Below are 24,574 nucleotides of genomic sequence, written 5' to 3' on the forward strand. Positions count from 1 at the left end.
CCGGCCAAACCGGTCACCATCGTCGCTGCGTTCCCGCCGGGCGGCACCGCCGACTTGCTCTCTCGCGTGCTGGCCGTCAAGCTCGGCGAAGCCTGGAAGCAGACTGTCGTCGTCGAGAACCGGGCGGGCGCGAGCGGCATCATCGGATCGCAGTACGTCGCCCGGCAACCGGCGGATGGCTACACGCTGATGGTGGTGCCCATCACGCACGTCACCAACTCGAGCCTGTTCGCCAAGGTGCCGTTCGACCCGATTGAAGACTTCACGCCGATCTCCATGCTCGCCGCGTCGCCCCTGATGATCGTCAGCAACAACAACTTTGCGGCGAAGAGCATCAGCGAACTGGTGGCGCTGGCGAAAGCCAAACCCGGCTCCCTGAACTGCGGCTCGGGCGGCACCGGCACCTCCCAGCACCTGGCCTGCGAATTGTTCAAGAGCACGGCCAAGGTCGACATCAAGCATGTCCCCTATAAGGGCAATGCAATGGCGATGACCGACGTGATGGGCGGCCAGATCGAGCTGTTGTTCGACCAGATGGCCACCGCGGTGCCGCATGTGAAGGCGGGCCGGGTCCGCGCCTTGGCCGTCACCAGCGCCAAGCGTTCGCCCGCGATGCCCGACGTGCCTACGGTCTCCGAATCCGGTCTCCCGGGCTTCGAAAGCAACGCCTGGTTCGGGATCGTCGGGCCGCGCGACATGCCCAAAGACGTGGTCGATAGCATCAACGCGTCGTTGCACAAGGTGCTGGCGCGCGCGGAGGTGAAGAAGCAGCTCGGCGACCAGGGACTCGAACTGACGCCCAGCTCGCCCGAGGAATTCCGCAGCACGTTGAAGTCCGAGATGACCAAGTGGGCTTCCGTGATCAAGGAAGCCGGCGTCAAGCTCGAGTGAGGGATTCATTCATGATCACTGGTGAATCCCTGGCGCTCAGGCTGGATCCGAACGACAACGTGGCGATCGCGCGGCACGCGCTTTCGCGCGGCAGGGTCCTGTCGGAGTACGCGGGCGTCGTCGTCGGCGCCGACATACCGGCGGCGCACAAGGTCGCGATAGCTGATATCGAGCAGTCCGAAGCGGTCCGGCGATATGGGCAGATCATCGGCTTTGCTACCCGACCGATTCGACGGGGCGAACACGTGCACACGCACAACCTGGCAATGGGCGCGTTCCAACGCGACCACGCCTTCGGGGCCGACGCCCGGAAACCCGAAGCCGCCGCGGAGCGCGCAACGTTCCTGGGCTTTCGGCGGCCGGACGGCCGGGTCGCGACGCGCAACTTCATTGGCGTGGTGAGCACTGTCAATTGCTCGTCTTCCGTCACTAAGCTCGTCGTTGAGCATTTTTCCAAGGCAGGCATGCTCGATGCCTATCCCAACGTCGACGGCGTAGTTCCCGTCACGCACAGCTTCGGTTGTTGCATCGACCACAACGGCGACGGGGTGAATCAGTTGCGCCGAACGCTGGGCGGCTATGTGAAGCATGCGAATTTCGCAGGCGTCGTGGTCATCGGGTTGGGCTGCGAAGCCAATCAGATGGGGGCCATGTTCCTGGCGCAAGGAATTGAACCCGGCCGCACGACCGTCCCGTTGGTGATACAGGACCTGGGCGGCACGCGCAAGACCGCTGACGCGGCGATTGCAGCCATAGAACAGATGCTTCCCGCGGCCAACCAATGCACCAGGGTGCCAGTGTCCGCCGCGCACCTGACGGTCGCGCTGCAGTGCGGCGGGTCCGACGGCTACTCCGGCATTACGGCGAATCCAGCGCTCGGCGTTGCGGTCGATCTGCTGGTCGCCCAGGGTGGCACGGCGATCCTGAGCGAGACCCCGGAGATCTATGGCGCAGAGCACCTGCTCACGCGACGCGCGGTTTCGCGCGACGTCGGCCAAGGCATCGTCGACCTGATCAAGTGGTGGGAAAGGTACGCCGACCGAGAGAAGGGCAGCATCGACAACAACCCGACGCCCGGCAACAAGGCGGGCGGACTGACGACCATTCTCGAGAAGTCGCTGGGCGCCGTTGCAAAGAGTGGCTCGTCCGCCCTGATGGCGGTCTATCGGTACGCGGAACCGATCACCGCCCGCGGGCTGGTGTTCATGGATGCGCCCGGCTATGACCCGATGGGCGCTACCGGCCAGATCGCCAGTGGGGCGAACCTGGTTGCTTTCACGACCGGCCGCGGATCCTGCTTTGGTTCGAAGCCTGCGCCCTCCATCAAGCTCGCCACCAATTCAACGATGTATGCCCGCATGCGCGACGACATGGACATCAACTGCGGCGACATCATGGACGGCGACGCCACGCTTGAGCAAAAGGGAAGGGAAATCTTCGAGAAGATGCTGGCCGTCGCGTCCGGCGAAAAGTCGAAGAGCGAGCAGCTAGGCGTGGGCAACGAGGAAACCGTTCCTTGGATGATCGGCGCTCAGATGTAACCCGCGAATACGGCGATGTCAACGGTGGCCAAACGGTACAGGAATGGTCGCGGGCGTTGGCGGGGCCGTACTTCTCGGGCTTTGAACCCCGGGTGCTCCGATCACCGGTGAGAGATGGACACACGCCATGACTCATTCGCTCGCGATCCTCCGCACCGTTCTGCTGGTCGAAACCTATCGCGCCATGAGCATCTCATGAACAACTTCGACAGCCGTGACCTTCGCACGACACTCGGCGCGTTCACTACCGGCGTGACGGTGGTGACCACCGTCGATGCCACCGGTAGGCGCCATGGCATTACTGCTAACTCCTTCAGTTCGGTCTCGCTCGACCCGCCCTTGATCCTTTGGAGCCAGTCGCTGAACTCGAGGAGCTATCCGGCATTCCGTGACGGGGAGCGCTTCGTGGTGAACATCATGGCGCATGACCAGGCGCACGTGTCCAACCAGTTCGCAAAAGCGGCCGAAGACAAGTTCGCCGGAATCGCCACCTCCGACGGTATCGGTGGCATGCCGATCATCGAGGGAAGTGCAGCCCATCTGGAATGTGTCAAGGTTGCGGCATGGCCCGGCGGGGATCATGTCGTCTATCTTGGCCGCGTGGAAAAGATCCACCGTGCGCCACGCAAGGGGTTGGCCTTTGGCGAAGGGCGCTACATGGTCACCTTCGAGCAAGAACTCGGCGGCCCCGTCCGATCTGCGGACGATGGCGATCTCGGCGACGATCAAGCCGGTGCGCTTGGCCGGCGCGCCGATGCAAGAAATCTGTGAGCAGGTCGCACAGCACACCGTCGGGAGCCAGCAGCGCGAGTGGCGAGACGATGGTTGTTGCCATGCGGTGTTCTCTCGAGTGGGAAGACGTCATCTGCTGCAGCGGCGCTTGCGGTCTTTGCAAACCTTGCCGTGATTTGGGGATGCTCTGCGTCTATGCCGCATGCGCAGCACTGCGAGCCATGGCGAAGCGATCACGCCCCGCCGCCTTGGCGTTGTAGAGCGCGGCGTCGGCTTGCGCCAGCAACTCTGCCGCCGTGAGCGGGCCCTCGCCAGGGCGGCTGAAGGCAACCCCGATGCTGCTGGTGACCTCCAGCAGCTGGCCGTCGACCTGGAACGCCGGCTCGCGAATCCCCTCGACGATCTTGCCTGCTATCAGCGCCGCAGCATCCTCCGAGTTCATGTCCTCGAGCACGACCACGAATTCGTCACCCGCCAGGCGCGCCACCATGTCCGAGCTTCGCACGCTCTCATGCAGGCGTCTTGCGAATTCCGCTAGCACCTCGTCACCGCTCGCGTGCCCGAGCGTGTCGTTGATGGACTTGAAGCGGTCCACGTCGAGGAACATCAGGGCGAGCGCGCTGCCGGCACGCCTGGCGCGAACGATCGCGTTGGGCAGGTATTCGTTGAAAGCAAGCCGGTTCGGAAGGCCGGTGAGCGTGTCCACGCGGGCAAGCTCGATCAGCTTGCGCTCCACCTGCTTGAGCGCCGTGATGTCGAGGCTGAGCGAGAAGATGCCATGGATTTTCCCGTCTGCGCCGATGTCCGGCACGTAGATGACGTGCGTGACGCGATCGAAATCCCCGTGCTTGGTCTCGGCCTCGAACTCGACCCGCTCGCCCGCCAACGCCCGCTCGATCGTTGCCTTGCGGTCGAGATAGAGATCGGGGCCGGCGATGTCTTGGATGTGCTTGCCCACCACGGTGGAGGGTTCCACACCGAGCCATTCCCGGTAGGTGCCATTGGCAAAGGTGATCTTCTGGTCGCGGTCGATGTAGGTGATCAGCGCCGGCATGTTGTCCGTGATCGTGCGCAGGCGCGTTTCGCTGTCAATCACCCGCAGTTCCGCCTCCTTCAGTGCCGTGATGTTGAAGGTCATCAGGTAGAAGCCCAACACCCTTCCCTCCAGGTCCTTGTCCGGGATCAGGTTCACCTGGAAGTAGCCGTCCTTGCCGCGCAGCGGGGCATGCACTGGGAAGCGCACGGGCTTTCCAGCGAGAACGCTGGGGAGGTATGGCTCGTGTTGCGCGTACACCGCATCGCCCACGGAGGAACGCAGGGTCAGGCCTTCGAGCGTCCCGTCGCCAACACCTGCCATCTGCCGCGCCCGGCTGTTGCCGTAGAGGCAATTCTCCCCGCGATCGAAGTACCCGACCAGCGCGGGGATGCTGTCGGTGATGTCTCGCAGCCGCTTCTCCTGCACACCCAGGGCCTTCTGGGCGTTGACTTCGTCCGTGATGTCGAAGGTCATCGCGAAGACGCCCTGGACCGTCCCGACCGCATCCCGGTCGGGGATGAAGTGGGCCTTGTGGGTCCGATCGCCGAGGCCGCGTGCCGGGTCTCCGTTCTTTTCGAAGACGACCGTCTCCCCCGCGAGTGCGCGGCGGTAGTGAGGCTCCACAACGGCAAATTCCTCCGCGCCCCGTACCTCGGCCACCGCTCTTCCGATCAGCCTTTCGCTGCCGTGCAGTGCCCTGATCTGCGCGTTGACGAAGGTGTAGTGCAGGGAAGCGTCCACATGCGAGACCAGTGCTGGAATGTTGTCCGTGATGGTGCGCAGCCGTGCCTCGCTGGCGCGCTGCTGCTGCATCAACCGGTCGAAGGTGCGGGACAGATCGCCGATCTCGCCATGGGCATACGTGGGCGGCGCACGCGAGGCTGACACGTGATCGTCTTGCGTCACGCGCATGTGCAGGTGCAGTTCGGCCAGGGGCTTGAGCTGCTGCCGCACGAAGGCCAGTCCGAGTGCCCCTGCGAGCAGGGAGAGGGCCAGCGCGCCGGCCCATGCGACCCGCGTGACGGCTTCGATCGGCGCGAAGGCTTCGCTGCGCGGATACAGGGCGCCGACGATCCAGGGAGTCTGCTGGATGCGCTTGAACGAATAGAGACCCCGCAGGCCGGCCCGGTTGGACCCTTCGGCCGTGCCCTCGAAACCGGCGAGCGCCTGGTCGGTCTCGCTGTCCTCGCCGCCATCGGCGTTGAACTGCGTCAGGATGAGCGACTTGCGAGGATGGTCGACAACGATGCCGTCGGTGGTGAGGATGAAAAGGTAGCCGGCGGCGCCGAACTTGATGTCTGCAAGCTCGCCCAGGAAGTTGCGCTCTCCCAGGTTGATTGCGCCGGATATCACGAACCGCAGTTGCCCGGCGCGGTCGAGCACCGGCTGCGTGATGGCAACCTGGGCTTGGCCGTTGAGGCGGTTGCTGTACGGCTGCGAAATCCGGCCCGCCTTGGAGGCGACGGTTTCCTTGAAGTACGTCCGATCCGCGATACTCACCTGTCCCATCTGAGGCGAGGCGTTGAGACTTGCAACCAACCGGCCGTCGGTGTCGAAGAACGCGACATTGGCGAAGGCTTCCCGCAGCGATGCGTGTTCTCCGAGAAAGGCCTGCAGGGCCTCGGGATCGGCGAAGGCCTGCGACCGCATGCTCTCGGCGAGGGTTTTCAGCAGCGTTCGGCGGCTGACGAACTTCTGGTCCACCGCATCGGCGATCGCAGTGACGCGAGCGAACTGCTCGCTCGCAATCGACGACTGCATGCCGAATTTGACCAGGTGCAATGCGACCGTGGCGACCGCCAGCGTAGCTGCGAGGACCACCGCAACGACGCCGAGGCTCAGGCGCGTGTTCAGGCTGATGCGCATGTTCATACGCGCGAAGACTTCATGCTCATGCTCATGCTCATGCTCATGCTCATGTAGATCCCGTCGGGTGCCCGACGACGGCTTCGGATCCCCACGCAAAGTAGCATCAAGTTCTGAGCTCCTTGATAGGCTACGGCCGCGCCGGCGGCCGAAGCGGCTCCTGTCGTAAATCGGCCCGCGGCCGGTCTGAGGTCACCCAACCATCTCGAGATCGAGCTGGGCTTCGAATTCCGGCAGCGGCACCGGCTTGCTGAACAGATAGCCCTGGAACAGCGTGCAGCGATGCTTCTCGAGAAAGCCGAGTTGCTGCTGCGTCTCAACGCCTTCGGCCACGACCTCCAGCTCCAGGTTGCGCGCCATGCCGATGATGGTCTGGATGATCAGTTCGACCTTGGGATCGACGCCGATATTCTGGACGAAGGACTTGTCGACCTTGATCTGGTTCAGCGGGAGCTGCGTCATGTAGGACAGCGACGAATAGCCGGTGCCGAAATCGTCCAGCGAGAAGCGCACGCCCATCGCAGCGAGCGATTTCATTTTCTCGATGGTGTCTGCCACGTTGTCCTGCACGAGGCTTTCGGTCAGTTCGAGCTTGAGTCGCCTCGGGTCGGCGCCCGTTCGGCTGAGCACCTCCCGGACCTGCTGCACGAAATCGCTTTCGCGGAACTGCCGCGCACTGACGTTGACCGCCAGCTCCAAGTCTCGGCTCCCCGGGTGGTGACTCCAGCGCTCCAGCCGCTGGCACGCAGCCTCCAGAACCCACAGGCCCAACGGCACGATCAGCCCGGTCTCTTCGGCCAGGCCGATGAAGTCGAGGGGCGGCACCATGCCTCGCGCCGGGTGCTGCCACCGCAGCAGGACCTCCGCGCCCACGATCTGGCCTGCCGATGTCACCTGGCTCTGGTAGTGCAGCAGGAATTGATCGTCCGCCAGCGCGCAGCGCAACTCGCTTTCGAGCGTCGCGCGAGCCGTGATCGTGGCCTGCATCGCCGCCTCGAAGAAGCGCATGGCGTTGCCGCCGGCGGTCTTGGCGTAGTACATGGCAATGTCGGCCTGCTTCAGCAGGGCTTCGAGCGACTGCTGCTGGCCGTCGAAGAGCGTGGCACCCACGCTGCAGGTGCCGTGGTACTGCAGGGCGCCAAGCAGATAGGTTTGGCCGAGTTCGGCGAGTATCGTGTCGCCGACGGCCGCGGTCTGCCGCAACGCCACCTCCGGGTCTTCGCCAAGGCCTTGCAGCATCATCACGAACTCGTCGCCGCCGAGCCGGGCAAGCGTGTCGCCATCGCGCGTACTGGCGTTGAGCCGCGCCGCCACCTGCTTGAGCAGGACGTTGCCGGTCTCGTGGCCATGGGCGTCGTTGACCCGTTTGAAGTTGTCCAGATCCAGAAACAGCAGAGCGCCGTGGCGGCCATGTCGTGCGTTGGCGTCGATGGCCCCCTCGAGCCGATTCAGCAAGAGCCGGCGATTGGGAAGGCCCGTGAGAACGTCATAGAACGCCAGGTGCTCGATCTCCCGGGCTGCCAGCTTGGTATCGGTGATGTTGCGCAGGATGACGATGAAGCGCGGTTCCGCTTCCTCTTCGAGGCACTTGCGCGACGCCGAGATTTCGAACCATGTCGCTCCTTGCGCGGCGGGACGCTCGAACTGGCGGCCTCGTGAAAAGCCCACGGCATGGGCTTCGTGAAGCGCTGCCATCACCTCCGCCGCGCCCTGTGCGGGCAGGAGCTCGCCCAGCAGCCTGCCGACGGGGTCCTGGGCTTCGACGACGGAGGGCATGGCGCGCGACGCATGGAACAGATGGCAACGCCCATCCAGTCCGGCCTCCAGCAGCAGGTCTGGCAACGCATCCAGTGTCGCCTGCAACTGCGCCTTGCTTTCCACGATGGCGGCGGTATGTCGCCTTTTCTCGGTGACGTCGCGATACACACACACGAGCCCGCCGTCGGGTGTGCGGCTTCTGATGCAGACAATGATCTGGCCGCTGGGCAGGACGATCTCGTGTTCGCCCTGCGCCCCGCTGGGCAGTGCCGGCGCCGCGGGGTCCCCGGCATGGCGCTGGCCATCGGCAGCCCCGCGGCCCAGGTGCGCTGCCGTCTGGTCGATGACGCGCTGAATGGGCAGGCCCGAAGCGATCGTCACCTCGGCGCAGGGAAAGATCTCGAGGAAGCGCCGGTTCCAAGTCACGATGCGATCCTGCGAATCGAGTAGCGCGAAGCCGTCCACCATGGACTCCAGCGCCTGGTCCAATGTCGATTTGGAGCGAACCAGCTCGACCCGGGAGCGCCATTGGCGCCGCAGTTGGAGGTGAGCGAAGCAACTGACCAGCAGGATCAACAGCGCAAAGGCCAGCGCCGTTCCGAGGATGAACAGGCGCTGCATGCGCCAGTCTTCCAGCACGAAACTGAGCGGGATGCTCGCGACGATCAGCAGATTCCGGTGCAGCGTGGGGCGCGCCACCACAATGGCTGGCTCGCCGCTCAGGCGCGCGGCCATTCGCATGGCGCGCCCGTCGCTCGTCTGCTCGCTCAGTGCCGGCAGGATGGCCCCACCCGAGAGATCCTCGCGCGCTGGCACGCTGGCCAGCAACGGCCCGGCATCGCGCTCCAGCGTGATCTGCAGCCCTTTGATGTCGGTGCCCTGCGCGAGGATCGTGATCAGCAAGGGAATTGGCACTTCCGCCACGGCCACGATCTTGCTGCCGTCGGAAAGCCGAACGCTGCGTGCAAAGTAGAGCACCTTCTGCGAGCTGGACTCGCTGACCGCCGGCGTGCTGATGGCCAACGTCGAGACGGACTGTGCCGCAACGCGCTCCAGGAACTCAGGCGGCATGTGCACCGCCAGCTTGTCTCGCCGTCGATCGGAAGACGACAGCAGGGCGCCGTCCGGCCGCAGAAGGGCCACGTGCCGCACCAGCAGGTTCTGACGCACGACCGCATCCAGCAGCTGCAGGGCGTCGGGTCTGAGTGCGTCCGCCGCCACCGTTGCTGCGGTGGACGATTGCAGAACCTGCCCCTGGACGGCGAGGAGCATATCGATGCCGAGCAGGCCGCGATTGAGCGCGGCTTCCGATCCGCTCACAAATCGCATCGCCAGGCTCTCGCTGTCGGACATCGCCTTCTTGCGAAGTTCCCACGTCATGACGGTGGCGCTCGAAAGGATCCCGATGAGAAACAGCGTCGCCACCCCGTAGATGAATGCGGTCGTGCGGCGGGGCAGGCGCCTGTTCACTGTGCCGGTGCCTTGATTCCCGTCACCGGTGCGACGGTCTGTGTCCATACCTGCGCGCAGAGGGAGCCGCAGCGCTGCAGCCACCCGGCCAATACCTTCGTCGCGAAGATCTCCCGCCCGCGCCGTTGATCTTCTGCGGAGGGACGCGCCTCGACCATCGCGCCCTTCCTGTCGCGTGTGCATGCGGGGGCGCCGGTGTTGCACGCCACTCCCTCACTGGTCTCGCGCTCCGACTCGGTCCAGACAGCGGCCTCGAGCTTCGGAAGCTCGCTTCGCAACAGCGTTTTCAGATCCGCCGGCAGCGCAGTCCAGGCCTCCTTGTTCGCGCCGAAAATCGCAAGCCCCCAGTTGATGGGCATCGTGTAGATCGAACTGGTGACGCGATGCAGCCCCAGGGTGTTGCCGGACATCGCGCCGGTGATCGCGCAGTCCGTGTTGCCCGAGTTCATGTTCGACATGAGTTCCGCGAACTCGGTGAAGACCGGCGTGCCGTTCAGCGCCCGGACGAAGTCGGCCTGCGCGGCACCCGAGACGCGGATGCGCCGGCCCGCCAGGTCGGGCAAATGCTTCATCTGCTGCTTGCAGAAGACAACCTGCGCCGGATAGACATAGATCGCGAGCAGCTCCACGTCGTGGCGTTCGCGCAAGGTGCGCTCAAGATACGGACGGAATGCGCCGACGACACGCCGCAGCGATGGCATGTCCGGATTCAGGCCCGCCAGGTCCGGCGCCCCCAACTCGGGATGGTCGTTGGAGATCTGGCTCAGCAGCGCCGTGCCGAATGGGACCACCCCAAGCTTCATGAGGTTGAGCATCTCCGGCCCGGGAACACCCGCCCGGTTGAACGGAACGATGCTTGCGCTGTACTTGCCGCCGCTCAGGCGGGCCAGCTCCTGGTTCCAGAAGGGCTCTTCGTGCAGCGTGTATTGGCTCACGCTGGCGAGGCCGCCGACGACGCGAAGCCGCTGCGCAGATGCAGCCTGCGCGACAGCGCTCGCCGGCGCGAGGCTCAGCCCCAGCGCGCCGAAGTAAACCAAAAGCGTGCATCGTAGGTAGAGCGTGCCGTTGCGTAGGGCCATGGCGAAATGATGGTGCAATTCGAGCCCCTGTGACCAGCCCTTCTTGCAGGACCGCGTGCATTTTCTTGCACAGGTGTATTGCAACGGCCTCATGCATGTGCATTGACTCTGCCTCGGCGTCGGGACCGACACCAGGTGTAGCGTCTCTCCTACGATCTTTCCGAAGCGTATGGGTCCTTTCTGCTCACCGGCCGCGCTTGATGATCGCATTTGCGCGACAGCATGGCGCTCGCGTGTTGTCAATGAAAGGTCTCGCCGCCACAATCGCGCAAGGTCCGATGAAAGACAAAGTGCTCCACCCTCACCCCAAGCGCCGTGATGGCGTCATGGGGCCGGATCGGTTCGCCGCTCACCGCAAGGCGGCGGCAGTGCCCGTGGTCATCCGGTGAGCGAGAACGGGCGACAGCAGCGCACGGGCGGTGCTGCCGCGGGGCACACGGTGTTGCGCGGCGTGGCCTGGGCGATCACGCTGGTTGCGCTGCCGATGCTGATCATCACGCCGATGACCCTGCACCAGCAGCTCACGCTGTCGGTCACGATCTTCGTCGCGGCCCTGGTCCTCAATCGGCTTCCGGGCCGACTGCCCACGCTGGCGCTGATCTTCCTGTCGGTCGTGGTCTCGTCGCGTTACCTGTACTGGCGAATCACCGAGACGATGTACATGAGCAATGTGCTGGATCTCGTGCTGGCGTCGGGGCTGCTGATGGCGGAGATCTATGCGTTCGTCGTGTTGCTGCTCGGCTATGTCCAGACCGCCTGGCCGCTCGAGCGCAAGCCGCTGCCCCTGCCCGCCGACCGGGCGCTGTGGCCCACGGTCGACGTCCTGATTCCCACGTACAACGAACCGCTCGCGGTGGTTCGTCCAACCGTGCTGGCCGCGATGTCGATCGACTGGCCCCGCGACAAGATCAGGATCTTCGTGCTTGACGACGGGCGCCGCGAGCAGTTCCGGGAGTTCTGCGAGCAGGTGGGCGTGACGCATGTCACGCGTGACAACAACCGGCACGCCAAGGCCGGCAACATCAACGCGGCGCTGAAGAACACGGGCGGCGAGTTCATCGCCATCTTCGATTGCGATCACACGCCCACGCGCTCCTTCCTCCAGGTCACGATGGGCTGGTTTGGGCGCGATCCGAAGCTCGGGATGGTGCAGACGCCGCACCACTTCTACTCGGCGGATCCGTTCGAGAAGAATCTCGACACCTTCGGCACGGTGCCGAACGAGGGCGAGTTGTTCTACGGCCTGATCCAGGACGGCAACGACCTCTGGAATGCAACCTTCTTCTGCGGCTCATGCGCCGTGCTTCGGCGCACCATCTGCGAGGAGATCGGCGGCATCGCGGTGGAAACGGTGACCGAGGACGCGCATACGGCGCTCAAGATGCATCGGGCCGGCTACAACACCGCGTACCTGGCGCTCCCGCAGGCGGCCGGCCTGGCTACCGAAAGCCTGTCTGGCCATGTCGGCCAGCGCATCCGGTGGGCGCGCGGCATGACCCAGATCTTCCGCACCGACAACCCGTTGCTGGGCCGCGGGCTGAGCTGGGCACAGCGCCTGTGCTACCTCAATGCGATGCTGCACTTCCTCTATGGCTTGCCGCGGCTCATCTACCTTACGGCGCCGCTGGCCTATCTCGTGTTCGGCGCCAGCGTGATCCACGCCTCCGCCGCGATGATCTTCGCGTACGCATTGCCGCACATCTTCCACGCCAACCTGACGAACAGCCGCATCCAGGGGCGCTTTCGCTACCTGTTCTGGAACGAGGTCTACGAAGCGGTGCTGGCCTGGCACATCTTCCGCCCGACACTGGTGGCGCTGATCAACCCCAAGCTGGGTGCCTTCAACGTCACGGCAAAGGGCGGGTTGATCGAGAGGCAGTACTTCGACACCCAGATCGCCAAGGCCAGCCTGCTCCTGCTGCTGCTCAATTGCATCGGCGTGGGCTTCGGCCTTTGGCGCCTGACCTGGGTCGATGAAGAGCGCATCGCCACCGTCTGGCTGAACCTTTCATGGACGCTCTACAACCTCGTGATCCTCGGGGCCTGCGTCGCCGCGGCCAACGAGTCGCGCCAGATGAGGGCAGCGCACCGGGTCGACTTGCGGATGCCCGCGACGCTGCATTTCCCCGGCAAGCCATCGCTTGCCTGCCACACCTTCGATTTTTCCAGCAGTGGCCTGGGCATCGATCTTCCGGTCGAGGCACGGTACGCAAATGCCTTGCCGCTGGAAGTGTCGCTGTACGACGGCGAGATCGAACACCGCTTTCCCGCCACGGTCCGCTTCAGCCGCGGCAAGCGCATGGGAGTGCGCTTCGAGGCGCTGACGCTGGCGCAGGAGCATGCGCTCGTGCAGTGCACGATCGCGCGACCCGACATCTGGTCCGAGCGCTGGGGCAAGCATCCCCGGATCGGGGCACATCGGGTACTCGCTCACATCGCGCGCATCAGCGCCGTTGGGTTCAGGGACATGTTTTCACACTACGGTCGTGCCGTTGCGCGCAGGCTGCGCCCTCCGGCGGCCGCCACAGACAGCTCTCGCAGCGGAGGATCCAGCTGATGCTGGCGAGCCATCGGGCCTGGGTCGTGTCGTTCTTGCTCGCCTCGCTCGCCTGCGGCGAGGGCTCCGCGCAGGCACTGCGCGAGCCCTCCAACCCAGCTGCCGCAAGCGCCGTGCCGGGGGGCGCCTCCGCGGCGCCCGCCAGCACCCGGGACGCAGGCGCCCAGGGCGCCGCTGTTCGCGAAATGAACCTTGTCCAGTTGGGCGTCGACTACGCCGTCACCCTGCGCGGCACCAGCGCCACGGTGGGGATCCCGTTCAGCGTGCGCGCCGACGAGCTGGTCACGGCCGCGTCGCTCAAGCTCGACTATTCCTATTCGCCGGCCCTCATCCCCGAGCTGTCCCATCTGAACGTGAGCGTCAACGACGTGGTCGTGACCACGCTGCCGGTCGCGAGCATCGAAGCGGGCAAGCCGCAGAGCGCCGTCATTCCGATCGACCGACGCCTGATCACCGACTTCAACCGCATCAATATCGAATTGATCGGCCACTATGCACGTGGGTGCGAGGATCCGGCGCACACGAGCTTGTGGGCCAAGGTGGATGCGTCGAGCAAGCTGCGCCTCACCGTCGAGCCATTCAGATTGAACGCCGACCTCGCGACACTGCCGCTGCCTTTCTTCGACACGCGCGATGTTCGCAGGCTCAGCCTGCCCTTCGTCTTCGACAGCGCCGCGCCATTCTCCACGCTCGAGGCCGCGGGCGTCGTGTCCTCGTGGTTCGGCGCGCTCGCGGACTACCGTGGGGCCGTCTTTCCGGTGTCACGCGGGGCGCTCCCGACGGGCGCGCATGCGGTGGTGTTCGCCCTGCCCGATACGACCATTGCCGGTCTCGCGCTCCCTTCGATCGGCGGGCCGACGCTCGCCGTCGTCGACCACCCTGGCGATGCGACGCACAAGCTGCTGCTCGTCATGGGCCGAACCCCTGCAGAGCTGCGCACTGCGAGTTCGGCGCTGGCGCTCAACAGCCGGGCCCTCGCCGGGGCCGCGGCCGTCATCTCCAACTTCGCGGCGCCCGCCGCACGCCGCGCCTACGACGCCCCGCGCTGGATTGCGAGCGACCGGCCGGTGCAGCTTGGCGAACTGGCGGCGGCGGACGATCTCACGGTGGCCGGCTACACGCCGGACGTGGTCAAAGTCAACCTGCGCTTGCCGCCCGATCTGTTCGCCTGGCGCGCCCGCGGCATTCCGCTCGATCTGGGCTACCGCTACACGCCGCGCGTGCGCGCGGACCAGTCGACGCTGAACCTCAGCCTCGGCGAGACCTTCGTCGGCTCCCTGCCGCTGAAGGCAGCGAATCCCGCCAATGAGCGCTGGTGGAACCCGCTCGCGCAGCGGCTGCTGCCGGACGGGTCGCTCGGCGAGCGCAAGAAGATCTTTCTGCCGCCGCTCGCGCTCGGCTCGCGCAACCAATTGCGCATGCACTACCACTTCGAACCCGCGGCAGGCCCGTGCACCCCCCTGCTCGACAACGTGCGCGCCGGCATCGAGGCCAACTCGACCCTTGACATCTCGGGGCTCCCGCACTATCTGGCGATGCCGGAGCTGGCGACCTTCGCCAACGGCGGCTTCCCTTTCACACGTCTTGCCGATCTCGCCGAGACCGCCGTGGTGCTGCCAGAGCAGCCGACAACGTCGGACACGGAGACCTACCTCGCGCTGATGGGGCAACTCGGCAACGCAACCGGCTATCCGGCACTTCGGGTCACCGTCGGTGGTGCGTCGAGGCTATCGCAATGGGCGGACAAGGACCTGCTGGTCATCGGCAGTTTGCAGAACCAGCCGCTCTTCGCGCAATGGGCCGAGCGCATGCCGCTGAAGCGCAGCGAGGGCGCGCAGGCGTTCCGCCTGGGAACGTGGGTTGACGAGACCCTGAAGTTCGTCGCCGGCACGCGCCAGCGGGAAGACCTGCCGTCCAGCACGCAGATGACCGTCGCGTACGACGGCAGCGATGCCGTGCTGTCGGGCTTCCAGTCGCCGCTCCGGCCGGGGCGCAGCGTGGTGGCGGTGGTCGAGGACGCGAACTCCTACCAGGCGCTCCTGAATGCGTTGATGTCGCCCGAGCTCCTCAAGGGAATCCAGGGCAGCACGTCGATCGTGCGAGACGCACAGGTGCACAGCCTGCTCGCGGGCGAGACCTACTACGTCGGGCATCTGCCGCTCATGGCCTGGCTGCAGTGGAATCTTTCGCGCAGCCCATTGCTGCTGGCCGCCCTGATCGTCGCACTGGCCTTCATCGGTGCCGCCGCGGCCTACCTCAGCCTGCAGCTGCGCGCGCACCGAAGGCTGCGCTAGCGGGTGGCCGTCTTGACTCACCGATGACCATCCCTCAACCCCCGGGCCTCGTGCGTTGCGAACGCCGTTGCTTTCTCGCGGCGCTCTCGCTGTCCCCACTTGCTGTTTGCGTGCCGTCGCTCGTGCATTCATCCTCCAGCGCGTGCCTCGCCACCGCAGATTGGACCAGCTTCGTGGAGCGCCATGTCCAGCGTGATGGCCGCATCATCGACTTCGACACGCCGCAGCAACACTCGACCTCGGAGGGCCAGTCCTATGGCCTGTTTCTCGCCCTGGTTCACAACGACCGCGCCACCTTCGCTCGGGTCCTCCGATGGACCGACGCCAACCTCGCGGCCGGCCGGCTTGGCGAGCGGCTGCCGGCATGGCGATGGGGCCGCAAGCCCGATGGAAGCTGGGGCGTGCTCGACCACAATGCGGCGTCCGACTCGGACCTGTGGATCGCCTATGCGCTGCTCGAGGCCGGGCGCCTCTGGGACGAGACGAGCTACAGGGCGCTCGGGCGCAGCGTGCTCTCGACGGCCGCGCGCGAAGAGGTCGTCCTGCTGCCGGGACTCGGCGGGATGCTGCTGCCCTGGCCGCGGGCGATCGCGGGCGGGCCGCTATGGCGTCTCAATCCGAGCTACCTGCCCCTGCAGCTGCTGCGCCGGTTTCAGCACGAAGACGCGCAGGGACCTTGGCGCGAGATCGCGGACAACACCGTGCGCATGCTGGGCGCCGTCGCGCCGCGCGGCTTCGCACCCGACTGGTGTGCCTGGGCCGAGAAGGAAAGGGCCTTCACGGCCGACCCCGAGCAGGGGACCGTGGGGAGCTATGACGCCATTCGCGTCTACCTGTGGGCCGGCATGCTGCACGCCCAGGACCCGGCGCGCGCGCCGCTGCTGAAATCCTTGCACGGCCCCCGGACCGTGCTCCAGGAGAGAAGGCCGCTCCCCGAATACGTCGACACCGCCACCGGGGCGGCACGCGGCACCGCGCCGGTCGGCTTTGCGGGTGCGCTTCTGCCCTACCTCAAGGCACAAGGCTTGCAACGCCCGCTCGCCGCGCAGATCGCGCGCATTCGGGACCGGGCGCCCAGTCCGGCCCAGCCCGCCTTGGCGCCGCTGCCCTACTACGAGCGCATGCTGCTGCTGTTCGGGCAAGCCTGGCTTGATGGTCGCTACGCCTTCGGCAAGGGCGGCCAGCTGCTGCCGAATTGGAGACTTCTGTGCCCTGCCGCGCAGCTCGCCTGACGCGGCTGGCGTGCCTCGCCGCCTGCAGCGCCCTCGGCGCAGCAGGGCTGGCGGCAGCCCAGGGCGATGCACGGACTGCCTTGGCCGAACAGGGCATCTATTGGCAAAGCCTCGGCCGCTTCGAACTCGCCGAGGCGAGCTGGCGCAAGCTGCTCAGTGCGGACCCCCGATCGGCCGATGCCCTCTACGGCATGTCGCAGGTCGAACTGGCGCGCGGCAACGCCGAAGCGGCGCGCGCCTGGATCGCACGCTTGGTCGCGGCGCACCCCGGCGACCCGAGGGCCATCCAGTTCGAAGCACGCAGCCGGCAATCCGGCGCACAGGCCACCGACCTGCAACTCGCGCGTTCGGCCGCACGCGCGGGGCGCACGGCCGAGGCGGTGCAGATGTATCGCACGATCTTCAACAACCGCCCCCCGCCGGAACCGCTCGCGCTCGAGTTCTACCAATTGGTCGGAGCCAGTCCCGGAGGCTGGGACGAGGCCCGCCTGGGCCTCGAGTCGCTCGTGAAGGACAAGCCGGACCATCCCGACTACAAGCTCGCGCTGGCGCAGTTGCAGACCTACCGGGAGCCGACGCGGCGCGAGGGCATCCGCAGCCTGGTCGATCTGTCCAAGCAAGCTGCCACCGCGACCGCGGCGCGCGCCAGTTGGCGCCAAGCGCTGCTTTGGCTCGACGCGCGCGCCGCCGATGCAGCGCTCTACCGCGACTATCTCGCGACGCAGTCCGATCCGGCCGTAGCGCAACGCCTCCAGGCGCTTGCCGCGACCCGTCCCGTCGATGCGAGGCCAGCGGTCGCCGACCGCTTGGGCCCCGCCTTCGCTGCCCTCGACCGTGGCGACGTGCCGGGCGCGGAGCGGCGCTTTAGCGAGGTGCTGCGGCTGCAACCCGGCAACGCCGATGCGCAGGGCGGACTCGGTCTCGTGCGGCTACGCCAGAAGCGTTTCGCGCAGGCCCAGGCGCTGTTGGAGCAGGCTTCGAAGGCCGGCGCGAGGAAGTGGGCTTCGGCGCTGCGGAGCGCCACCTACTGGAACCTGGTCAGCCAAGCCGGCGCCGCACGCGACAGGAACGATCCGAGCGCCGCGCGCAGCCTGCTGGAGCGCGCGGTGCGGCTCGAGCCGCGGGAAAGCGCCGCCCGGAACGCGCTGGCCGATCTGCGGCTGGAAGCCGGCGAGCTCGCCCGCGCACAGGCGCGGCGGCAAGGTGAGGCGGGCGATCTCGCCGGGGCCCAGCGCACGCTCGAAGACGCGCTCGGCAGCAACCTGGACAGTTCCTGGATTCGCCACGACCTTGCGCTCGTCTATCGACGTCAAGGTCTGGAGGCGCGGGCGCGCCAGGTGATGGAAAGCGTTCCCGCCTCGCAGCGCGGCACGCCGGATGACCTGTACACGCGCGCGCTGCTGGCGGCGGATGCGGGCGACCGAGCTGGAGGCCTGCAATACCTCGAACACATACCCGCCGCATCGCGCAGGCCGGAGATGATGCAACTGCAGCGCCGACTGTGGGCACTGGAACAGGCGCAGCGCGCTCGGGACTTGCTGTCCCAAGGCCAAGCCGACGCAGCACGCGACCTGCTTGCACGCACGGAGTCGACGCTCGGCAGCGACATTCCGCGCGACGCGTTCGGCCCGCTCGCGCTCGCCTACGCCGATGCGGGCGACACGGCACGCGCGTTGAGCCTGGGCCGCCAACTGGCTTCGAACGGGGAGCCATCATCCGTCGCCGACCGCTTGCAGCATGCCTCGCTCCTGTTCAAGACGAATCAGGATGCCGAGCTGGCCGCGGTGCTGGAGCAGCTGCGGACGGCCGACATGACGGGCGCACAGCGCAAGGATTTTGAAGCCCTGCGCACCGGCTACGACGCGCGGCAGGCTGGTGCTCGGGTGGCCGTCGGGGGCGATGTGGCGGCGGGCAACCCTGCGCTCGCTGCCGGCGGCGTGTATCGCCGCCGCGGCGGCGAGCCCGGTCTCGGCCGGTTGTCGGACAAGCAGATAGCCATCGAGGCGCGCCTTCCTCTGGGCGCGGGCCGGCTCGTCCTGGGCGCGACACCAACCGAGCTCGATGCCGGCACGCTTGCACCCGATCTCGCGACCGCGAGCCGCTTCGGCGGCGGCGTGCAGGCGGCGCAGCTCCAGTCGACAGGGGCCGTTGCAGCACCAGGCTCGCAAACTGCGCGCGGGGTCGGGCTCAGCGTCGGCTACGAAAGCCCGAGCCTCGATGCCAGCATCGGGACCACGCCGCTGGGCTTTGCCGAAACCAACGTCATCGGCAATCTCACCTACAGGGCTCAGCTCGCCGACCACGTCTCGTTGAAGGCGGATCTGTCGCGCCGTCCCGTGACCGACAGCCTGCTGTCCTTTGCCGGCACGCGCGACCCGCGCACCGGCGTCCGTTGGGGCGGCGCGGTCGCCAGCGGCGGCCGACTCGACCTCGGCCGGGATCTCGGGGCTTGGGGCATCTACGGCTACGGCTCGGCCCATTCGATCACCGGCAGGGATGTGACGACCAACAGCCGCTACGAACTCGGCGGCGGCGTGTACCTACCCCTCTCGCGCAGCGCGAGCTCCTCGCTCACTGTGGGAGCGAACCTGGACCTGCTCTCCTACGACAAGAACCTCAGCCAGTTCACCTACGGCCAAGGCGGCTACTTCAGCCCGCAGCGCTACGCCAGCCTGACCTTGCCACTCGATTGGAGCGGACGCGATGGGCGGATGACGTGGCGGCTGAACGCATCGATCGGCGTGCAGTCCTTCAGGGAAGATCCTGTTCCTTCACTTCCCGCAAGCGGCACGGCGGCTTTCACCACGCTTGCCGGCACGCGACGCACGGGGCTTGCGTACAACTTCGCTGCGATCGTCGAATATCAGATCGCGCCGCAGCTCTATCTGGGCGGCGCGCTCGGCTTCAACAATGCGCGCGACTACCGGCAGGTCAGCGGCAACGCCTACTTGCGCTACGTGTTCGGCAGTTCCGGATCTCAGAACGTCCCGGCCGGCAGCACGACGCTCAAGCCCTTCAGCTCGCCGTACACGCCGCTGCTGTAGGTCTGGGCGAAGAAGCGGGTCACGGGCAGCTCGAGAGAGAGAGACAGAGAGACGGCGCACCCCAGCGCGTGCATGATTGCGACGCGCAACCCCTACTGCATGGAAGAGCTCAATCGGCTTTCGCGCAAGGGCCCATGGCCGGTCTCGGTGCTGGCGATCGACCTGAACGGGCCATGTACGAAGACAAGGCCAACGACTACCGCGAGCACGACGGCGAGGGCCGCAACAAGCGATGAAGCAAGGAGCGCCCCCGTTTTCAGTGAACAATAGGGGCTGTAACTGAATGTCCGCGTGCCTGTGACGCGTTGGCGCACTTCCATCAACTTCCATCATGCCCAGTCGCATCCAAGCCGGCCATCTCAAGACGTGCGATGGACAGATTCTCTGGGCCAACGAGGATGCGCACAGCCTGCTCGGCTTCCCGCTTGGCGCGCTGACCGACATGCCGTTGGGCGACGTGCTGCCGCTCGGGCCGCAGATGCCGCAGACGAAGGCCGATTCCGAAACGGGTCCATCCGCGGACATGCAGGTCCCCGCGCGTGGCGCCATCGACGTCCACCGCGTTGCACTGCGTGCCCACCATGGACGCAGCATCCTGGTGGACATGCGTGGCGAGCGCATGGACGATCGTTGCATCCTGTGGACGTTCGGCCTGACGGCACAAGGCGTGCGGGGCGAACGACTCGACACGCTGTCGCGCCATGACGCCCTCACCCGGCTGCCGAACCGCATTCCCTCGATCGAAGAACTGGGCCGGACACCCCATGCCCATTACAGCGATCCACACCGCCTGCTGGCAGTCTCCTATCTGGACATCGACCGCTTTCGGGATGTCAACGACAGATTCGGCCCCGCGGGAGGCGACGCGGTGCTGCGCGAGGTGGCCCGGCGTCTCAAGACGGCACTGCCGCCCGGCGCCGTGGCGGCGCGGGTGGGCGGCGACGAGTTCGCGCTCGTGGTTTCCGTCACCAGCCGGCAGCAATGCGAAGCACTGCTGCAGCAGCTGCTGGCACGCCTGGCCCACCCCTACCGGCTGCAGGATCGATCGGCGCGCCTTCGCGTCAGCGCCGGCGTGGCGCTCATGGGACACGGCGAGCAGCCCACGGAGGTGATGCTGCAGCATGCCCAGCACGCGGTTTTCTTTGCCAAGCGCGTAGGCGGCAGCCAGGTGCACTTCTTCGATGCCGCACAGGCCCTGGAGGAGCAGCAGGAGCAACTGATCCGCCAGCGCATCAAGGAAGGGCTGGTACGAAACGAGTTCGTCCTCGCCTACCAGCCCAAGGTGGACATGCAGCGCGGCGTGGTCATCGGCTTCGAAGCGCTGATCCGCTGGCAGCATCCCGAACGGGGCTGGTTGCAGCCGGCCGCGTTCGTGCCTCTGATCGAGGACCACGAACTGGTGGAACAGATCGGGGACTGGGCCATCGGCGAAGCGGTTCGTCAGGCCGCGCAGTGGCTCGCGCTGGGCGTCAAGACCTCGGTCAGCGTCAACGTCAGCCCGCGCCATCTGCTGCGTCCCGACTTTATCGAGCGATTGACGTTGCACCTCGGGCGCTTCCCGCAGTTGCATACCGGCGTGCTGGAACTGGAGATCCTGGAAACCACAGCGATCAAGGACTTCGGCGCAGTCGCCGATTTCATCGGTGCCTGCAAGGAACTGGGCGTGCCCGTCACCATGGACGACTTCGGCACCGGCTACTCGTCGCTCACCTACCTGCGCCGACTGCCTGTGACTGCGCTCAAGCTGGACCAGTCCTTCGTGCGCGGCATGCTCGAGGATGCTGAGGATCGGGCCATCGTCGAGGGCATTCTCGTGATGGCGCGTGGCATGGGGCGCCAGGCCATCGCCGAGGGCGTGGAGTCTACCGCCCACGGCGATGCGCTGATGGCTCTGGGCTGCACGCTGGGCCAGGGCTACGGCATCGCCAAGCCGCTGCCGGCCGATCAGGTCCCGGACTGGATCGCCGGTTTCGAGCGTACGCCCCTCTGGCCCACGGCGGGCAAAGGTCAACAGGGAGTGATGGGCTAGATGCACGAGGCCGGGGTCGTCGACAAGCCGGACATCGGCTTACTGAATGACTGAGGTGCCAACGGCGGATCGGCGTTGACCTGCATGCAAGCCTGGAGCCAATGCCAAGGAGCGACTCGAAATGACGAATCCCAAGGTGCCGTCTGAAGAAGACCCAGCGCAGCATCCTGTCGAGCCCGAGTTCCCGACAGACGACGATCCGGTCAACCCTCACTCGGACGAAGGGAGGCCCGGCGCGGACGAGAATGCTGCCGGGATCGTGAAGCCGAAGCTTTGACGCCGCCTACGGTCTGAGGCGGGCGGCCTGAATCAGGTCCGGCAGGAGCTCCTCTGCGGGGCCTCGAAGCACCACGGCCGCGACGCCGTCAATGTCGATCGCCTCCATGTTGAGCGTGATGATCTTGGCACCATTCGACGCTGCGATCGTCGGCAGGTCAGCCGCGGGGTAAACCGCCGCTGAGGTTCCTACGACCAGGAACACATCGCTTTGCGCTGCGACCTCTTGCGTCCTGGTAAGGAGTTCCTCGTCGAGCATCTCCCCGAACATCACCACGTCAGGCCTCGCTTGCGCGCCGCAGCGCGGACAGCGCTGCGACAACCAGGGTCCCTCCCGATCTCCGCAGCTGTCGCACCGCCAACGCCGCAGGTTGCCGTGGAGCTCGAAGATCTGTTGGGCGCCGGCGTCGCCGAGCAGCCCGTCGACGTTCTGTGTGATGAGTGCCGTGCCAGGTCGGTGCATCTGCAGTTCGACGAGCGCGCGATGACCTGGGTTGGGCTTGGCAGCCGACAACGCCGCCATCCGCGACGCCCAGAAGCTGTGAAAGCCTTCGGGATCCCGCTTCAGAGCGTCGATGTGGGAGAACTTGACGGCGTTCTTGTCCCTCCAGAGGCCGTCCGTATCACGGTACGTCGGGATTCCCGACGCCTTCGAAAGCCCCGCGCCCGAGAGGACTGAGATGCAAGAAGCGGCGTGAAGGAGCGCCGCGGCGGAGTCGATTGAGGTCATCCAGGAATCATCCAAGTTTCCGCGGCAATCGGATGCAAGAGACGCGACCGAAGTTCAATGATACGCACCTGACTGAGCTGTCTCCCGACCAGACGACTGCCGCGCTTGCGCCATCTTCCCGCAACCATCACCGAGTCAATGTTGGCAAGGCTCGTCCGCCGGCAGCGATGAATCGATCGATTTGCGCGTCTGCGAGATCGTTGCCGTGCACGATGTTGATGTTGGGCGGCGGAACGCCGCTGCATTCAACGCATGCGCCCGACTCGCGCGAGCCAGATCCATGCGAATACTTTCCGCCTCACTCGTGCCGCGCCAGTTTCCCAAGGGTGTGAGCAGCCGTGAATTTGTGCCGAAAAGCCCATGCCGGTGATTGGCCTTGTCGAATGTGATTTTTTCACAGCTAACATATAGTCACCTTTGGCAACAATCTCTGGATTGCTGCGCACTCGAAAGGATTGGCCCCTGATGTCTCAGTTTCCGTACCAGCCGTCGCCCGGCATGACGCGCGCGAGCTCGCATGCGCGTGGCTGCGGCAGGCCACTGCCATCACGTGGCTTCACCTTGATCGAATTGATGATCACCGTCGCCATCATCGGCATCCTGGCAGCAGTCGCTTATCCCTCGTACACCAACTACATCATTCGCTCGAACCGATCGGCGGCCCAGGGCGTCATGCTCGAGCTCAGCAACTTGCAGCAGCGCCATCTGCTGGACGCGCGGACCTACGCCGCCAACCTTGCTGCCTTGAATTGGACCGTGCCGGAGAATGTGCAGTCCAACTACACCATCGCAGCGGCCCTCAAGACCGGGACGACATTGCCGGGCTTCACGATTACGGCGACGCCCATCGGCAATCAACTTGCCAGGGACACCGCCTGCGGGACGCTGAGCATCGACGAAGCGGGAGCAAAGAGCGCGTCCGGCACCAGCGGAGCGCCAGGATGCTGGTAGGCCCTCGCAACACCAGGCGCCGTGTACGCGGCTTCACCCTGATCGAACTGGTCACCACGATCACGGTCATCGGCGTCCTCGCAACCCTCGCGCTCCCCTCGTTCCGCGCCTTTGTTGCGAACCAACGCATCCGCAACGTGTCCTTCGACCTGATGGCCGCACTCACGCTGGCGCGTAGCGAAGCCGTGACCCGCAACCGCAGTGTCGACTTGAAGAGGACCGGTACTTCGTGGGGCGGTGGCTGGACGGTGGAAGAAGGTACCCGCACATTCCACAGCCAGGAAGCCTACAAGGACCTCGCCATCAGCGACTCGAGCGGCCTCGGCGTCATCACCTACGGCAAGGACGGGCGCACCGTGACCACGAGCACCAAGTTCACCATCGCGCCCCCGGCCGCAATCGCAGGTGTCAGCTCGCGCTGCATTTCTATCGGATTGAGCGGGCTGCCGAGCAGCAGCATGGGGGCTTGCTAGATGGCGCCGCATGTTCCGGTTCGCGTGCGTCGTGGGGCAGCCCTTCTGCGGGGCATCGCACTGATTGAAGTCCTGATCACGCTCGTGATCCTGCTTTTCGGTCTCCTCGGGCTGGCGGGGGTTAGCAGCCGCGCCAATCTCGCGGAGATGGAGGCCTACCAGCGAATTCAGGCTCTGCAACTGGTGCAGGACATGGCCGATCGGCTGAACGCGAACCGCAAGGTCGCGAACTGCTATTCGAATGGCACCACCGGCGTGACATTGAGCGCGAGCAGCACCAGCCTGCCCGTCTGTACCACTGGCAACGTGCAACAGCAAACCCAGGCGATGGCCGATCTCGCAGCCTGGAAGGACTCGATCAACGGCCAAGCCGAAACGCAGTCGGGCGCCAAGCTGGGCGCCATGATCGGTGCCATCGGCTGCGTGACGCTCGACGACGCCGCCAACAATGTCTACCTGATCGCCGTGTCGTGGCAAGGCCTGCACAAGACGGTTGCGCCCACGCTGGCAGATGGCAGCACCGCCTTTCCCTGCGGCAGCGGCGCCTACGGCGATGAAAAGTTGCACCGGGTGGTCTCCAGCAAGGTTCGTATCGGGGTCCTGTCATGAGAGCGC

Annotated in this window: 16 protein-coding genes; 12 read left to right on the forward strand and 4 right to left on the reverse strand. The window is 65.9% G+C overall.

What is annotated here, in order from left to right:
• The 3 genes from AC3A6X_RS04955 to AC3A6X_RS04965 all read left to right on the forward strand — a co-directional run.
• Window positions 1-891, forward strand: an 891-nt coding sequence (locus tag AC3A6X_RS04955; RefSeq protein WP_487841108.1) for a tripartite tricarboxylate transporter substrate binding protein, incomplete at its 5' end; no start/stop codon positions are given.
• Window positions 892-902: 11 nt separating this feature from the next.
• Complete coding sequence (locus AC3A6X_RS04960) at window positions 903-2,432, forward strand: UxaA family hydrolase (protein ID WP_487841109.1); 1,530 nt, start codon at window positions 903-905, stop codon at window positions 2,430-2,432.
• Between the two features lie 195 nt (window positions 2,433-2,627).
• On the forward strand, window positions 2,628-3,203 hold the full coding sequence (locus AC3A6X_RS04965; RefSeq protein WP_487841110.1) for a flavin reductase family protein: 576 nt from the start codon (window positions 2,628-2,630) through the stop codon (window positions 3,201-3,203).
• A 154-nt stretch (window positions 3,204-3,357) separates the two neighbouring features.
• Here AC3A6X_RS04965 and AC3A6X_RS04970 read toward each other — a convergent pair whose 3' ends face one another.
• From AC3A6X_RS04970 to AC3A6X_RS04980, 3 genes are all read right to left on the reverse strand, one after another.
• On the reverse strand, window positions 3,358-6,072 hold the full coding sequence (locus AC3A6X_RS04970) for a sensor domain-containing diguanylate cyclase (RefSeq protein WP_487841111.1): 2,715 nt from the start codon (window positions 6,070-6,072) through the stop codon (window positions 3,358-3,360).
• 186 nt (window positions 6,073-6,258) lie between these two features.
• Entirely contained in the window at window positions 6,259-9,294 is a 3,036-nt protein-coding gene (locus AC3A6X_RS04975; RefSeq protein ID WP_487841112.1) for a bifunctional diguanylate cyclase/phosphodiesterase, read from the reverse strand.
• Entirely contained in the window at window positions 9,291-10,373 is a 1,083-nt protein-coding gene (locus tag AC3A6X_RS04980) for a TRAP transporter substrate-binding protein (protein WP_487841113.1), read from the reverse strand. Before AC3A6X_RS04980 ends, AC3A6X_RS04975 begins: the two co-directional genes overlap by 4 nt.
• A 385-nt stretch (window positions 10,374-10,758) precedes the next feature.
• Between AC3A6X_RS04980 and bcsA the strand changes: the two genes are divergently transcribed.
• The 6 genes from bcsA to AC3A6X_RS05010 all read left to right on the forward strand — a co-directional run bounded on the left by bcsA (window position 10,759) and on the right by AC3A6X_RS05010 (window position 21,806).
• Window positions 10,759-12,930 carry a UDP-forming cellulose synthase catalytic subunit gene (gene bcsA, locus AC3A6X_RS04985; RefSeq protein ID WP_487841114.1) on the forward strand — a complete coding sequence of 724 codons (2,172 nt, stop codon included), beginning with the start codon at window positions 10,759-10,761 and terminating at the stop codon, window positions 12,928-12,930.
• Window positions 12,930-15,224 (forward strand): cellulose biosynthesis cyclic di-GMP-binding regulatory protein BcsB, encoded by a 2,295-nt coding sequence (gene bcsB / locus AC3A6X_RS04990; RefSeq protein ID WP_487841115.1) that lies wholly within the window; start codon window positions 12,930-12,932, stop codon window positions 15,222-15,224. The genes bcsA and bcsB overlap by 1 nt, the downstream gene beginning before the upstream one ends.
• A gap of 23 nt (window positions 15,225-15,247) precedes the next feature.
• Window positions 15,248-16,456 carry a cellulose synthase complex periplasmic endoglucanase BcsZ gene (gene bcsZ, locus AC3A6X_RS04995; RefSeq protein ID WP_487841116.1) on the forward strand — a complete coding sequence of 403 codons (1,209 nt, stop codon included), beginning with the start codon at window positions 15,248-15,250 and terminating at the stop codon, window positions 16,454-16,456.
• An 80-nt stretch (window positions 16,457-16,536) separates the two neighbouring features.
• Entirely contained in the window at window positions 16,537-19,500 is a 2,964-nt protein-coding gene (locus AC3A6X_RS05000) for a cellulose biosynthesis protein BcsC (protein ID WP_487841117.1), read from the forward strand.
• Window positions 19,501-19,957: 457 nt separating this feature from the next.
• Complete coding sequence (locus AC3A6X_RS05005; RefSeq protein ID WP_487841789.1) at window positions 19,958-21,529, forward strand: putative bifunctional diguanylate cyclase/phosphodiesterase; 1,572 nt, start codon at window positions 19,958-19,960, stop codon at window positions 21,527-21,529.
• Between the two features lie 121 nt (window positions 21,530-21,650).
• Window positions 21,651-21,806 (forward strand): hypothetical protein, encoded by a 156-nt coding sequence (locus AC3A6X_RS05010; RefSeq protein ID WP_487841118.1) that lies wholly within the window; start codon window positions 21,651-21,653, stop codon window positions 21,804-21,806.
• Between the two features lie 6 nt (window positions 21,807-21,812).
• Here the strand turns inward: AC3A6X_RS05010 and AC3A6X_RS05015 are convergent, their stop codons facing one another.
• The gene (locus tag AC3A6X_RS05015) at window positions 21,813-22,535 is read right to left on the reverse strand and encodes an SIR2 family NAD-dependent protein deacylase (protein ID WP_487841119.1); all 723 of its coding nucleotides are present in this window, start codon (window positions 22,533-22,535) and stop codon (window positions 21,813-21,815) included.
• 465 nt (window positions 22,536-23,000) lie between these two features.
• Here AC3A6X_RS05015 and AC3A6X_RS05020 point away from each other — a divergent pair, with 465 nt between their 5' ends.
• From AC3A6X_RS05020 to pilV, 3 genes are read left to right on the forward strand one after another with little or no spacing between them, the layout of a single operon-like run.
• A complete protein-coding gene (locus tag AC3A6X_RS05020) occupies window positions 23,001-23,486 on the forward strand; it encodes a type IV pilin protein (RefSeq protein WP_487841120.1) in 486 nt (161 codons plus the stop codon).
• The gene (locus AC3A6X_RS05025) at window positions 23,477-23,959 is read left to right on the forward strand and encodes a GspH/FimT family pseudopilin (protein ID WP_487841121.1); all 483 of its coding nucleotides are present in this window, start codon (window positions 23,477-23,479) and stop codon (window positions 23,957-23,959) included. Before AC3A6X_RS05020 ends, AC3A6X_RS05025 begins: the two co-directional genes overlap by 10 nt.
• Window positions 23,960-24,568: a type IV pilus modification protein PilV gene (gene pilV, locus AC3A6X_RS05030; protein WP_487841122.1), complete on the forward strand. Its 609-nt coding sequence runs from the start codon at window positions 23,960-23,962 to the stop codon at window positions 24,566-24,568.
• The last annotated feature ends 6 nt before the right edge of the window (window positions 24,569-24,574 follow it).

This window comes from Variovorax sp. Soil_C_12 (assembly GCF_057657375.1).

Excerpts from the sequence above, each read along its gene's own strand:
- AC3A6X_RS04970 (WP_487841111.1), bottom strand. The coding sequence starts at position 6,072 with ATGAACATGCGCATCAGCCTGAACACGCGCCTGAGCCTCGGCGTCGTT.
- AC3A6X_RS05020 (WP_487841120.1), top strand. The coding sequence starts at position 23,001 with ATGTCTCAGTTTCCGTACCAGCCGTCGCCCGGCATGACGCGCGCGAGC.
- pilV (WP_487841122.1), top strand. The coding sequence starts at position 23,960 with ATGGCGCCGCATGTTCCGGTTCGCGTGCGTCGTGGGGCAGCCCTTCTG.
- bcsZ (WP_487841116.1), top strand. The coding sequence starts at position 15,248 with ATGACCATCCCTCAACCCCCGGGCCTCGTGCGTTGCGAACGCCGTTGC.
- AC3A6X_RS05015 (WP_487841119.1), bottom strand. The coding sequence starts at position 22,535 with ATGACCTCAATCGACTCCGCCGCGGCGCTCCTTCACGCCGCTTCTTGC.
- AC3A6X_RS04960 (WP_487841109.1), top strand. The coding sequence starts at position 903 with ATGATCACTGGTGAATCCCTGGCGCTCAGGCTGGATCCGAACGACAAC.
- AC3A6X_RS05025 (WP_487841121.1), top strand. The coding sequence starts at position 23,477 with ATGCTGGTAGGCCCTCGCAACACCAGGCGCCGTGTACGCGGCTTCACC.
- AC3A6X_RS05010 (WP_487841118.1), top strand. The coding sequence starts at position 21,651 with ATGACGAATCCCAAGGTGCCGTCTGAAGAAGACCCAGCGCAGCATCCT.
- AC3A6X_RS04965 (WP_487841110.1), top strand. The coding sequence starts at position 2,628 with ATGAACAACTTCGACAGCCGTGACCTTCGCACGACACTCGGCGCGTTC.
- AC3A6X_RS04980 (WP_487841113.1), bottom strand. The coding sequence starts at position 10,373 with ATGGCCCTACGCAACGGCACGCTCTACCTACGATGCACGCTTTTGGTT.
- bcsB (WP_487841115.1), top strand. The coding sequence starts at position 12,930 with ATGCTGGCGAGCCATCGGGCCTGGGTCGTGTCGTTCTTGCTCGCCTCG.